This is a genomic window from Corallococcus sp. AB032C (assembly GCF_003668935.1).
GTDB classification, from domain to species: domain Bacteria; phylum Myxococcota; class Myxococcia; order Myxococcales; family Myxococcaceae; genus Corallococcus; species Corallococcus exiguus.
In genome coordinates this window covers 1-12335 of the sequence record NZ_RAWP01000174.1, presented here as the reverse complement: position 1 = coordinate 12335, position 12335 = coordinate 1, and the positions used below count along the sequence as shown (strand labels likewise).

General features: G+C 70.1%; 10 protein-coding genes. 3 read left to right on the top strand and 7 right to left on the bottom strand.

Translation table 11 applies throughout. The annotated features are described in order from the left end of the window. Positions 1-208 precede the first annotated feature (208 nt). Both mglA and mglB read right to left on the bottom strand, forming a co-directional pair. A complete protein-coding gene (mglA, locus tag D7X99_RS39785; protein WP_014394794.1) occupies positions 209-796 on the bottom strand; it encodes a gliding-motility regulator Ras-like GTPase MglA in 588 nt (195 codons plus the stop codon). Between the two features lie 11 nt (positions 797-807). Beyond that, positions 808-1287: a gliding-motility regulator GTPase-activating protein MglB gene (mglB, locus tag D7X99_RS39780; RefSeq protein ID WP_002637270.1), complete on the bottom strand. Its 480-nt coding sequence runs from the start codon at positions 1285-1287 to the stop codon at positions 808-810. 222 nt (positions 1288-1509) lie between these two features. On the opposite strand from mglB, the gene D7X99_RS39775 reads away from it, so the two are divergent. Genes D7X99_RS39775 through D7X99_RS39765 form a run of 3 tightly spaced genes read left to right on the top strand, consistent with a single transcriptional unit; the run spans position 1510 to position 6859 of the window. Beyond that, positions 1510-2979, top strand: coding sequence for a collagen binding domain-containing protein (locus D7X99_RS39775; RefSeq protein ID WP_233614129.1), 1470 nt, complete (start codon positions 1510-1512; stop codon positions 2977-2979). A gap of 49 nt (positions 2980-3028) precedes the next feature. Next, positions 3029-4996, top strand: coding sequence for a hypothetical protein (locus D7X99_RS39770; RefSeq protein WP_121782298.1), 1968 nt, complete (start codon positions 3029-3031; stop codon positions 4994-4996). Positions 4997-4999: 3 nt separating this feature from the next. After that, positions 5000-6859, top strand: coding sequence for a protein kinase (locus D7X99_RS39765; RefSeq protein WP_121782297.1), 1860 nt, complete (start codon positions 5000-5002; stop codon positions 6857-6859). 54 nt (positions 6860-6913) lie between these two features. Here D7X99_RS39765 and recR read toward each other — a convergent pair whose 3' ends face one another. The 5 genes from recR to D7X99_RS39740 form a co-directional block, all read right to left on the bottom strand. Beyond that, positions 6914-7507 carry a recombination mediator RecR gene (gene recR / locus D7X99_RS39760; RefSeq protein ID WP_120564938.1) on the bottom strand — a complete coding sequence of 198 codons (594 nt, stop codon included), beginning with the start codon at positions 7505-7507 and terminating at the stop codon, positions 6914-6916. A 6-nt stretch (positions 7508-7513) separates the two neighbouring features. Further along, complete coding sequence (locus tag D7X99_RS39755; protein ID WP_121782296.1) at positions 7514-7831, bottom strand: YbaB/EbfC family nucleoid-associated protein; 318 nt, start codon at positions 7829-7831, stop codon at positions 7514-7516. Positions 7832-7929: 98 nt separating this feature from the next. Then, positions 7930-9264, bottom strand: a complete 1335-nt coding sequence (locus tag D7X99_RS44085; RefSeq protein ID WP_233614127.1) for a DNA polymerase III subunit gamma/tau — start codon at positions 9262-9264, stop codon at positions 7930-7932. Positions 9265-9349: 85 nt separating this feature from the next. Continuing rightward, on the bottom strand, positions 9350-10561 hold the full coding sequence (dnaX, locus tag D7X99_RS39745) for a DNA polymerase III subunit gamma/tau (protein ID WP_121755548.1): 1212 nt from the start codon (positions 10559-10561) through the stop codon (positions 9350-9352). A gap of 77 nt (positions 10562-10638) precedes the next feature. Continuing rightward, on the bottom strand, positions 10639-12177 hold the full coding sequence (locus D7X99_RS39740) for an NAD(P)/FAD-dependent oxidoreductase (RefSeq protein WP_121782295.1): 1539 nt from the start codon (positions 12175-12177) through the stop codon (positions 10639-10641). Between the last annotated feature and the right edge of the window lie 158 nt (positions 12178-12335).

The window sequence follows — 12335 nt, the reverse complement described above, 5'->3', positions numbered from 1 at the left end:
GGGAAGCAGGGGAGGGGGACGCACCTTGCGCGAGCACCGGCCCGGGCAGGCCAGCGCTCAGGAGCGCGAGGAGACGGAGGGTGGCGGTTGCGACGCGCACGGTACGACCTCGGAAGGCGGCTCTGCCCGACGGCACGAGGTCATACCATCGTTCGCCGGGGGCTGCCCGGTGGGGGCCAGCCCGCCGGGCAGGACAGCAGGCGGAGTGTCAACCGCCCTTGCGCAGCTCGGTGAGAACCAGCTTCGCCACGGCCTTGAGCGTGTCGAACACGCCCACGCCCGTGGGCGCCACGGCCTGGTACTCCGGGATGTTCCGCGGGTTGAGCGCCTTGCGCATCTCCTCCACGGTCACCGCGTTGGGCAGGTCGCGCTTGTTGTACTGCACGACGTACGGAATCTTGTTCAGGTCGTAGCCCTGCTCGGCCAGGTTGATGCGCAGGTTCTCCAACGATTCCATGTTGGCTTCCATGCGCTCAATCTGGCTGTCGGCGACGAACACCACGCCGTCCACACCCTTGAGGATGAGCTTGCGGCTGGCGTCGTAGAACACCTGACCGGGCACCGTGTAGAGGTGGAAGCGCGTCTTGAAGCCGCGAATCTCACCGAGCGACAGCGGCAGGAAGTCGAAGAAGAGCGTGCGGTCCGTCTCCGTGGAGAGCGAGATCAGCTTGCCCTTCGTGTCCGCCGCGGTCTTGTTGTAGATGTACTGAAGGTTGGTCGTCTTCCCGCAAAGGCCCGGCCCGTAATAGACAATCTTGCAGTTGATTTCGCGGGATGAGTAATTGATGAAGGACATGGCTTCCCGGGTTACTCGCTGAAGAGGTTGTCGATATCGTCGTCGGAGATCTCGGCGAACGGCGAACCGGCTCCGGGGCTGTCGGTCTTCTTCACGAGGCTTTCGAAGATCTTCGTCAGCTCGTCGCTGGCCTTCTTGATGCGCAAGCGCACCAGACCCAGGCTCGTGCGGTTGTCGAAGATGACGACCAGCACCACGCGGCTGCCCACGATGGTCATGTAGAGGCTGTCCTTCGCCCCTTCATGGAACTGGTTGGGGAACTCGTTCTCCCCGATCAACTTCGCCAGACCGCCCATGGCGGCCACGTTGCCGGCCGTCAGCGACGCAAGCGACGTGGTGTCGATGTTCTGCGTCTGGCCGGCCGAGGAGATGAGCTGGCCGTTCTTGTCGACGAGGAAGACCACCTTCGCGTTCGCGTCCTTGGTAAGCCGGTCGCAAACGGCGTTGATCTTGGTGAACTCCTCTTCGTACATCACCAGTTGCGTGCCCATGGGCGTATGCGCTCCTCAGCGTTCGCTCGCCCCGCGCACGGCGGCGCTCCGATGTTTCTGGAGTGAATCCCGGAGGTTAGACGAGGCGCTACCGACCGCCGTCATGCTTAGCAAAGCAGTTCCACTCCAGCAAGAAGCCAGCCGTGATCCGCGCCGATCTTGAAGGAATGACGGCATCGCGGGTTGGGACACCTGCCCCTCTTCTCTATACTCTCCCGGGCCTTGCGCCGCCCGAGCCCCCTCACCGACATCCTTCCGCGCCTCGTCGTCCTCGTCCTGGTGCTCGCCTGTACCGGGGCCGCCCGTGCGCAGGCCCCCGAGTCCGAGCGCGCCTCGTTGCGCTTCCGCTACGGCCTGTCGTCCCGCCAGGGTGAGCAGGTGGATGTCCAGCGCGAGGCCTTCGAGCTGCGGGACGCGTCGTCGCGCGTGACGGGCGGCAGCCTGGTGCGCGGCTCGCTGGGGCCTCGCGGGCGACTGTCGCTCGGGCCGGTGCGGCTGGAGCTGGGAGCGGGCTACGGCTTCGCGCAGCTGCCGCTGTTCGGCGGGTTCACCTATGCGCCGGTGCTGCAGCGGGGCGTGCGGCACGCGGCGCTGATTTCAGGTCGGGTGCTGGTGGCGCTGCCGGCGGAGCTTCAGTTGGAGGCGCGGGGCGAAGTGCCTCTGACGATTTCCGCGCACGCGGCGGACGGGCTGAAGGCGTCGTCGTCCGGCTATGTGGTGGGCGCGGCGCTCTCGTATCCGGTGGTGCGCCGGGACGGCTGGACGGGGCGCGTGCTCCTGGACGTGCAGCAGGCGCACGACACGATGGAGCTGGAGGCCAGCGGCCTGCGCTCCGAGCAGCGGATGCGCCGCATCGGCCTGGGCTTCGAGGTGTCACTGGACGGCGAGGGCGGGACGTCGCGGCCCGTGGGCCCGCGTCAGGCCTTCGTCGCGCTGAGCGTGGTGGACGCGGAGACGGGCGCACCGCTTCCGGGCGCGCACGTGCGCGTGCCCTCCTTGAAGACGCCGGGCACGAGCGAGGAGCTGGTCGCGGACTCGCAGGGGCAGCTGCGGGTGCTGCTCCCCGAAGGCGCGCAGTCCACCCAGGCCAGCGTGGACGGCTATGAGGACGCCACGGAGGTCGCCACCGTCAGCGGTGGTGCCACCGAGGGCGCGCCGGTCCAGCTCCGCCTGCGCAAGAAGGCGCCGAAGACGGGCTCCCTCAAGGTGAAGGTGGTGCAGGGCAAGGACAGCGCGCCGGTCGCGGACGTGCAGGTGGTTTCGGGCAAGGCGCAGCTGCGCACGAACAAGGCGGGCGAGCTGCTGCTGGAAGGACTGGAGCCCGGGCCCGTGGCCGTGTCGATGTCCGCGCCGGGCTTCCGCGCCACGGAAGAAGCCGCGGTGGTGGTGGCGGGGCAGACGTCGGAGCTGGTGGTGGTGCTGTCGCAGGACCGCAAGGGCGAGCTGGCCACGCTGGTGGGCCAGGTGCGCAGCGCGCGCAACGGCCAGCCGCTGGTGGCGACGGTGACCATTGCCCAGGCGAAGGTGCGCACGCGCACGGACAAGAGCGGCACCTTCACCGCACGCGTCCGCGGCGGCACGTACCGCATCACCCTGTCCGCGGCCGGGCACGTGACCCAGACGAAGATGGTCACCGTGCGCGAAGGCGAGCAGGCCATTCTCAACGTTGATTTGTTCCCGAGGGGCCGGTGAGTCGCGCGGCAGTGCCGCGACGCGCCCGTCTGTCGTCGTCGAGGTTTCAGTGAGTCCTGTCCGCATCCTGGCGCTGTCGCTGCTCGTCCTCCTCTCCGGCTGCTCGGGGTGTGAACGCGAGGAGGCGCCGAAACCTCCGCCAGGGGTGGAGGTGGACGCGGGGGCCGTCGTTCCCATTGGCCGCCTGGAAGGGCTGTCCGGCGACGTGCGCCTGGAGCGCGGCGGCAAGGTGGGCCCCGCGGTGGAGGGACCGCTGCTCGCGGGCGACGCGGTGGAGACCGGTGAGAGCGGATCCGCGACGGTGCGCTTCCCAGGCGACCGCACGGTGGAGGTGGGCAGCGAGGGCCGGTTCGCGCTGGGATCGGATTCGTCCGGCATCGTGATGAAGGTGGAGCGCGGCATCGTGTTGTCGCGTGTGCCCGCGGGCGGGAAGGCGGACAGCGCGGGCTCCAAGGTGACGTTGAACATCCTCACCCCCTTCGGCCTCACGCGCGTGGGGCCGGATCCGTCGGAGGTGAAGGTCGCGGTGGCGGAGGACTCGGCGCGGGTGGAAGTGAAGATGGGCGCCATCGAGCTGGTCTCCAAGGACGGCAAGACGCTGCGCGCGGCCCAGGGCGACGCGGTGGACCTGACCCGCGAGCGCGCGCAGGTGACGCCCGCGGCCCCGCGAGTCGTGGAGCTGGCGCCCATCCCGGTGACGGTGCGCGCGACCTCGGGTGTCGCGGAGGTGAAGGCGAAGGACACGGGCCGCTGGCGCAAGGTGCGCCGCGAGGGCGAGGTGCTGGCCTTTGGCGACGGCGTGCGGACGAAGGGCGGCGAGGCGGTGCTGTCACTCAAGGACAGCGGCACGGTGCTGACGCTCGCTCCAGGCGCGGAGGCGGTGCTGGAGAGCGCGGGACAGCAGGGCACCGTCGACGAGGCGCGCGTCAACCTGCTCCAGGGCCTCCTGGCCGTGCAGCTGTCCATGGGGCGTGAGAGCCGCGTGGTGCTGCCGGAGATGACGGTGGAGTCCGGCGGTGGCGCGAGGCTGGAGATCCGCCGCACCGGCGACGGCATGCAGGTGGCGGCGCACACGGGCGACGTGACGCTGCGGCGGGGCGAGGCGCGGCAGGCGCTGCGCGCGGGTGAGCGCGCCACCGTGAGCAAGGACGGCAGCGCGAAGGTGGAGCCGCTGGAGGAGGCGGCGGTCGCGGTGGGCCCGGGCGAAGGCACGGAGGTCTATCACCGGGGGCTTTCGGAGGTGGCGCTCACCTGGCAGGGCGAGGGCGACGCGGTGGTCGAAGCGGCGCAGGACGCGGCCTTCAAGCGCCCGGTGCTCTGGGGCCGCGTGCACCGCGCTTCCGTCAACGTCTCCGCGCTGGCGAGGGGCACGCTGTACTGGCGGGCGCGCAAGGAGGATGGCACGCAGGTAGCGGCGGGCAGCGTCCACTTCGCTCCGGAGTCCCCCACCAGCTCGCTGGCGCGCGCACGCAACGTGGTGCCGGAGGGGCCGGAGAAGACGACCATCTTCTACCAGGACAAGCCCCCAGCCGTGACGTTCACCTACGGCGAGGAACCGCAGGCCCGTAGCTATCGCGTGGCGGTGTACAAGGCGGGCTCGCTGGCGACGCCGGTGGTGCAGCGCACGGTGTCGGAGACGCGCGCGGCGCTGGAGGCGGGACAGCTGGGCGAGGGCAGCTACCTGTGGTCCGTCACGCCGCTGTCGCAGGCGGGCGCGGCCCTCAAAGGCGGGCGGATGAACAAGCTGGAGCTCGTCTATGACAACTCGGTGGTGGGGCTGGTGGTGGACAGCCCGCGCCAGGGTGTGCCGGCGGCGGAGAAGGTGCGGGCTTCAGGTGTGGCGCCCGTGGATGCCCGCCTGTCCATCAACGGACGGGCCGTGCCCTTGGACGCCAAGCACCGCTTCGATACTTGGGTGGCCCCCATGGGACTGCCCCCCCTGCTGGTGTTTAAGATGACGCGTCCCGGTGCCCCGGACGTACTCACGGTGCGCACCCTGAAACCGCGAGGACCTTGAGGGATGGCACAGACCCCCGTTCCCATTCCGGATCCCGCCGGCGCCTCCACCGCGACGCTCCTCCAGCCGTATGGGCAGTACGTGCTCGTGCGCAAGCTGGCAGAGGGCGGCATGGCGGAGATCTTCCTCGCCAAGCTGCTGGGCGCGGACGGCTTCGAGCGCAACGTGGTGCTCAAGCGGATGCTGCCGGCGCTGTCGGCCATCCCCGACTTCGTGGAGATGTTCCGCGACGAAGCGCGGCTCGCGGCGAAGCTGTCGCATCCGCACATCGTGCAGATCCACGAGCTGGGCTTCACGGACGGCTGCTACTACATCTGCATGGAGTACCTCGCGGGCGAGGACTTCTCCACGACGCTGCGGCTCGCGGGCAGGCGCCGCCAGTACGTGCCGCTGCCGGTGGTGATGCGGGTGCTCATCGACGCGGCGCGAGGCCTGCACTTCGCGCACACCTTCACCAACGAGCAGGGCCAGCCGCTGCACGTGGTGCACCGGGACGTGTCGCCGTCCAACCTGTACGTGACGTACCAGGGCCAGGTGAAGGTGCTGGACTTCGGCATCGCCAAGGCCGAGTCGCGCCTGGTGCAGACGCGCACGGGCGTGGTGAAGGGCAAGTACATCTACATGGCGCCGGAGCAGGCGCAGGGGAAGGAGGTCGACCACCGCGCGGACGTCTTCTCCCTGGGAGTCAGCCTCTACGAGGCCGTCACGCACGTGCGGCCCTTCTCCCGAGAGAACGACCTGGCGGTGCTCAACGCGCTGTTGCAGGGCGAGTTCGAGAAGCCGCGCGCGCTGAGGGCGGACCTGCCGGAGGGCCTGGAGGCCATCATCCTCAAGGCCATGGCGTTCAAGCCGGAGGACCGGTACGCGACGTCGGACGAGTTCGCGGATGCGCTGGAGAGCTTCGCGGCGGAGTTCCAGGGCGGAGCCGCGAGCGCCCCCACGCTGGGCACGTTCCTGCGCAACCACTTCGGCGAGGAGCGCGTCACGGAGAAGACGCGCATCCCCACGATGGCCACGCTCACCGCCGCGCGTCCGACGGACCCTGAGTTCGCGGCCATCTCGCCGCCCGTCGCCGGAGCTGGGACGAACACGTACGGGCATCAGGTGTCCCGCCCGAGCAGCACGGGCGTGAGGGCGCTGACCGCGCAGAACAAGGCGGCCCCCGTGCAGGCGCAGGCTCCCGAACCGGAGGTCGTGCCGAGCGCGCCTCCGGCGAAGCCCGCGTCCCGGCGTTGGGTCCTGGGCGTGGTGGGCGGCCTGGGACTGGTGGCCGCGGGCGTGGCGCTCGTCGTCGCGCGGCCTGGTGGCACCGCGGTGAACGTCACGCCTCCGCCTCCGGTACAGCAGGCCGTCGCGCCCGTGGCGAATGGGAATCCCGCGGGCACGCAGGGGCAGGGCGCACCGGCCCAGGTGCCTGAAGGGACCACGCCCGGAGATGTTCAGGGCACCGTGCAGGACGGCACGCCGGGCGGTGACGCGGTGGCGACGTCCGTCACGGATGCGCCCCAAGTGGATGACGGGGCGGAGGACCCGTCCCACCGCAAGGTCGTGAAGAAGCCGGCGGCGAAGGAGCCCGTGTCGCTGGGCATCGACGACATCCAGCGCGTGGTGTCGGGCGGCCGCTCGAAAATCACCGGTTGCTTCGAGCGCTACAAGTCCGACCTGCCGGCGGCCTCGGGCGAGGTGCAGGTGGAGCTCACCATCGTGTCCTCGGGCAAGGTGCGCGCGGGCACGCGCGGGCCGCTGGCGTCCACGGACGTGGGCCGCTGCCTGGAGACGCAGGCTCAGAGCCTGCGCTTCCCGGTGCACCGCGACCAGGAAGTCACCGTGCTGATGCCGTTCTCGTGGAAGGTGACGCAGTAGCCAGCGCGGCGTCTTCTCCGTCCCGCGTTCAGCGCGCGGGACGGGGCACGGCCATCACAGGTCTCGGCGGGCGGACAGCGCCTTGGCGAGCGTGGCCTGGTCCGCGAACTCCAGGTCGCCGCCCATGGGCAGGCCCTGGGCGATGCGTGTCACCCGCAGGCCCATCGGTTTGAGCAGCCGCGTGAGGTAGAGCGCGGTGGCTTCACCCTCGATGTCCGGGTTGGTGGCGAGGATGATCTCCTCCACCCGGCTGTCGTTGAGGCGCAGCAGCAGCTCCTTGATGCGCAGCTGCTCCGGGCCCACGCCTTCCAGCGGGGACAGCACGCCGTGCAGCACGTGGTAGCGGCCCTTGAACTCGCGGGTGCGTTCCAGCGCCATCAAGTCCGAGTACGTCTCCACCACGCACAGGGCTCGCTCGTCGCGGCGGTTGTCACGACAGAAGCCGCACAGCTCCGAGTCGGTGAGGGAGAAACAGCGCACGCACAGGTGCACCTTCTCCTTCACCTCGCGGATGGCCTGCGAGAGGTCTACGGCGAACTCGCCCGGCGCCCGCAGGATGTGGAACGCGAGGCGCTGGGCGGTCTTCTCACCAATGCCCGGCAGCTTCGCGAGCTGGGCGACCAGGCGGTTCAGCGGATCGGGCGTCATCCGTCTTTAATTAATGCCGGGGATCTTCACGCCGCCGGAGATCTTCGCCAGCTCGGCGTTCATGTGCTGACGGCTGTTCGCCAGGGCAGCGTTCACGGCGGCGGTGATGAGGTCCTCGAGCATCCCGGGGTCGTTGGGGTCGATGGCGCTCTTGTCGATCTTGATGCTGCGGATCTCCTGCACGCAGTTGGCGACGACCGTCACGAGGCCCTCGCCGGACTTCGCCTCGACGGTCTCGTCCGCCAGCTGCTTCTTCCGCTCCTCGATCTTCTCGGTGAGCTTGTTCGCCTGCCGGATGAAGTAGTTCAGGTCGATGCCGGGCATGTGCTTCCTCGGTCCCCGGTCGTGGGAGCGCGGTGCCGCCATGGCGCCGCTCGGAGCAGGGACGTTGCCGCGCACCCTAGCGGGGCCGCGCGGCGTTGTCAGTCGTCAGGAGCGGCGGGGACGTCCGGGAGGTTGGCCGGTGGCCGCTCGGGCTCGTAGACCTGGATGTGCTCGATTTCGCCGCCCAACATCTTGAGGATGGCCCGCACGGACGCGTGGGAGCGCACCTTGCCCTCGGTGCTCTTCTCGTGGGTGTTGCGGGTCTGGGTGTCCTGTTCGGAGAGGCTCTGCCCCATTCCGCCCGGGAGGGCGTCATGGGTCTGGGGCACGTCCGTGATGGTGAGCTTCACGGCCCGGCCGAAGTGCGAGGCCAGCGCCGCGTCCACGGTGGCCTTGCCCCCGGGCGACACCACGGCGGCCTTGTGGAAGGCGGCGGTGGGCGGGAAGCCCAGGATGATTTCGCCCGCCTTCATGGACTGGAGGCGGCCGTTGGCGAGCGCCGTGCCGTGGCGCACGGACGTGGACTTCACGGTCTCCACGGCGGCGCGCCAGCGCTCGGGCAGGGAGCGGTTGGGGTTGTCGCGGCTGGTGGCGACGGGCGCCATCGCGGGCGGCGGCTCGGGTTCCGGCGGCTCCGGTTCCGGGGCGGCGGGCTCCGCGACGGGGATGCACTCGCCGGAGGCACAGCCTTCGGCGGAGCCCTCTTCCGGGAACATGCGCTCGTCCACGTCCTCGTCGCCGAGGGGCGGAGGTTCGAGCGGAGCCACGGGCTCCGGCTTGCGCATGTTGGTGATGCGCACGGTGGGTACGGCGGGTTCGGGCGCGCGAGCCGCGGGCGTGGGCTCGGGGACGGGAACTGGGGGCTGGGCGCCGCCGTTGCGGAGGAAGGAGAGAGGACGGGCCGCGGACGGGGGCAGGTCGTCCATGACGACGCCCGGGGCCGGAGGCGCCTCCATCGCGGGAGCCGCGCCGCCGCCATTGCGCAGGAACGACAGCGGGCGCGCGGCGGACGGAGACAGGTCGTCCATCACCACCGGCGCGGGAGGCACGGCGGCGGGCGTGGGAAGGGGACCGCTCGCGCCACCGCCATTGCGAAGGAAGGAGAGGGGACGGGCCGCCGCAGGGGACAGGCCTTCCATCAGCGCGGCCGGAGGCGTCCGGGTGGCCACGGCGGACGCACCGGCCGGGGCTGGCTCACTGAGTGATGCCGGGTGCGCCGGAGCGCGCGTGTCGTCGAAGGGCCGGACGGTGGCCCCCGCATGAGTGGACGGGCCCTGCGCATCGAACGGGCGTGGCGTTGCCACCGCGTACGCGGACGGGCCCTGCGTGTCCGTCATGCGCGGCGGGGCCTCCACCGGCGCGGAGGGAGGCACCGGACGCGACGAGGCCTCCGCGTGCACGGACGGACCCTGCGCATCGAACGAACGCGGCATGGCGCCCGTCTGGGCGGAAGCACCCGGACCTTCGGCAGGACGCGCCGCCGCTACGGGAGCGGGCGCGCGGACTTCGGCCTGGACCTCAGACGCGAAAGTTCGCGGGACCGGGGCGACCTCCTGGCGCCCCGGTCGTGCTCTTCGCGGCGCCTTCCGCGCCAAGTCCCGCCGACAGCCGCTCCACGCGGGCCAGCAGGTCGGGAATCGAACCGGCCGGGGACAGCTGGATGGCCTTGAGCAGCGCCATCTCCAGCGCCAGCCGGGGCTGCGCCGCTCGCGACACGTCCCAGATGCAGCCGTGCACGATGTCGAACAGCCGCGACAGCTGCGCCGTGTCCGCTTCCTTCGCCAGCGCCAACAGCGCCTTCTGCTCGGACTCCGCCAGCTCCGCGGGTGCCTCACCCAGCGACTTCGTCACGAAGAGATGCCGCAGCTGCAGCGCCAGCTCCTCCGCCAGCCGCTTCAGGTCCAGGCCCCGGTTGAACACCTCGTCCACGCGGCCCAGCACGCGCTTCGCGTCCTTGCGGACCAGCGCCTCCGCGAAGTCCTGCACCACCGTGCGGTCGATGGCGCCCATCGCCTCCGCGACGGCCTCGTCCGTGGGGTTGGGACCGCACGACGCGAGAATCTGATCCAACAGGCTCAGCGCGTCGCGCATGCCGCCTTCGGACTGGCGCACCACCAGCGACAGCGACTGCTCGGAGATGCCCGCGCCTTCCGCCTGGCAGATCTCCTTCAGGCGCTGGAGCATCCGCGCCGCGGAGATGCGCCGGAAGTTGTGGCGCTGGCAGCGCGACAGGATGGTGTCCGGGAGCTTGTGCGCCTCCGTCGTCGCGAAGATGAACTTCACGTGACCGGGCGGCTCCTCCAGCGTCTTCAGGAGCGCGTTGAACGCCGCGCCGGAGAGCATGTGGACTTCGTCGATGATGTAGATCTTGTGGCGGTCGCGCTGCGGCAGGTACTTCGCGTTCTCGCGAATCTCGCGCACGTTCTCGACGCCGTTGTTGGACGCACCGTCGATCTCCGCCACGTCCACGCTGGTGCCGGCGGTGATTTCGGTGCACGCCCGGCAGGTGCCGCACGGGGTCGCCGTGGGGCCCTGCTCACAGTTGAGCGCCTTGGCGAGCAGGCGGGCGGCCGTCGTCTTGCCCACCCCTCGAGGACCGCAGAACAGGTACGCGTGCGCGACCCGGTCCATCTTGATGGCGTTCCCGATGGTCCGGACCACGTGCTCCTGGCCGGTCATGTCATCGAACTTCTGCGGGCGCCATTTGCGGGCGAGGACGAGGTAGCTCATGGGGACAACCATCTAAACACGGCGGGCAAAAGGATCCATGGAACGTCCATTCCGCCCGCCGTGAGACGCACCCCGGCTCAGCGTCCGAGCGCCTGTAGCACCACGTTGGCCGCGTTGTGGCCCGCCGCGCCGATGACACTTCCCGCCGGGTGGCAGCCCGCGCTGCAGAAGTAGAGCCCCTGCACCGGCGTCTCATAGGGCAGCCGGTCGGTGAACCCGCGCTTGTTGTCCACATGGTGGATGTGGCCGCGGGTGATGCCGAAGTGGGACTCAATCTTCGGCGGCGTGAGCGCGAAGTACTCCTGCACCAGGTCGCTGGTGCCGGGCGCGAAGCGGTCGCAGATGGACAAGAGGTGCTTCACGTAGCGCGCCTCCTCCTTCTCCCAGGTGGTGCCCTCCAGCTTCTCCGGCACCCACTCCACGAAGAGGGCGGAGTTGTGGTGCCCTTCCTCGTCCTTCAGGGTCGGGTCCACCGTGGTGTGCACGTACCACTCGATGGAGGGGAACTCCGCCAGCCGTCCGGCCTTCGCCTCCTTGTAGCCGTGCGCGAGCGCCCCCAGCACGTCGTCCTCCTGCGGCAGCAGGTGGATGGTGGGCCCGAACTGGCCCCGGTCCTCCGGCAGGCAGGTGAAGGTGGGCAGGGACTTGAGGCACAGGTTCACCTTGAGCGTGGTGCCCGGCGAGGACATCCCGTCCACCATGCTCCGGTACTCCTTGTTCAGCGCCTCCGAGTCCACCAGCTTCATCGTGCGGAACGGATCCGCGTTGGAGACCACGACCTTCGCGGACAGTTCCTCGCCGTTCTCCAGCACCACGCCCTTCACCACGCCGCTGTCCACGCGCACTGACGCCACCTTCGCGTTCGTGCGCAGCTGGGCGCCGTGCTTGCGTGCAATCGCCGCGATGCGCTGGGTGACGGTGCCCATGCCGCCTTCGACGATCATCCACGTGCCGCCGCTGCCCGGCAGCCGGCAGAGGTTGTGCACCAGCAGGTTCATCCCCGTGCCCGGCGTGTCATAGCCGCCGTCCAGGCCGGAGAACGCGTCGGTGACGGCGTACATCGCCTTCACGAAGTCGGACTTGTAGCCGAAGCGCTCCAGGTACTCGCGTGCAGTGCCCCGGCACAGATGGATGAAGTGCTGGCGCAGGGCCGGGCGCACGTAGCGCTCCGCCGTCTCCTCTAGCGACACGGGCGGCAGGAGCCACGCGGGCGCCAGGTCCTCGCGCAGCGCCGCCAGCTCCGTGTTCATGGCGACGTGGGCGTTCCAGTCCGCCTCGGAGAAGAACTCGCGGAACTGCCGCTCCAGCTCCCGCTCATCCGAGCCGAAGAGCAGGTAGCGCTTGTCCATGGTGGGCAGGAAGTAGTGCGGGTCGCGGCGCTTGAGGGGCAGCTCCAACTGGAGTTCCTGCAGCAGCTCCGGCGGCATCAGCCCCAGGAGGTACGCGCCGGTGGAGACGCCCAGCTTCGGCGCCGTGCGGAACGGGTACTCCGTCTTGCACGCGCCGCCCACCTGGTCCTTCTCTTCCAGCACGGTGACCGACAGGCCCCGGCGCGCGAGCATCGCCGCCGCGACAAGTCCGTTGTGGCCCGCACCCACCACGATGACGTCTGGCATGGTCTTCCTCCTTGGGGAAAAGGCCGTTCCTAGCCGAGCCGCGGCCTCCCCGACAAACACCGTGCGTCTTGCGCAGGACGCCAGGGCCGGAAAGAGTCGCGCCCGCCACGTGAACGCCCCCAACTCCGACGCGCCCCCGGCCCCCGTCCTCCCCCAGG

Bases quoted from the DNA above. Each gene is read 5' to 3' on its own strand.
- dnaX (WP_121755548.1), bottom strand. From the start codon at position 10,561: ATGAGCTACCTCGTCCTCGCCCGCAAATGGCGCCCGCAGAAGTTCGAT.
- D7X99_RS39755 (WP_121782296.1), bottom strand. From the start codon at position 7,831: ATGCCCGGCATCGACCTGAACTACTTCATCCGGCAGGCGAACAAGCTC.
- D7X99_RS44085 (WP_233614127.1), bottom strand. From the start codon at position 9,264: ATGCCGCGTTCGTTCGATGCGCAGGGTCCGTCCGTGCACGCGGAGGCC.
- D7X99_RS39765 (WP_121782297.1), top strand. From the start codon at position 5,000: ATGGCACAGACCCCCGTTCCCATTCCGGATCCCGCCGGCGCCTCCACC.
- mglA (WP_014394794.1), bottom strand. From the start codon at position 796: ATGTCCTTCATCAATTACTCATCCCGCGAAATCAACTGCAAGATTGTC.
- D7X99_RS39740 (WP_121782295.1), bottom strand. From the start codon at position 12,177: ATGCCAGACGTCATCGTGGTGGGTGCGGGCCACAACGGACTTGTCGCG.
- mglB (WP_002637270.1), bottom strand. From the start codon at position 1,287: ATGGGCACGCAACTGGTGATGTACGAAGAGGAGTTCACCAAGATCAAC.
- recR (WP_120564938.1), bottom strand. From the start codon at position 7,507: ATGACGCCCGATCCGCTGAACCGCCTGGTCGCCCAGCTCGCGAAGCTG.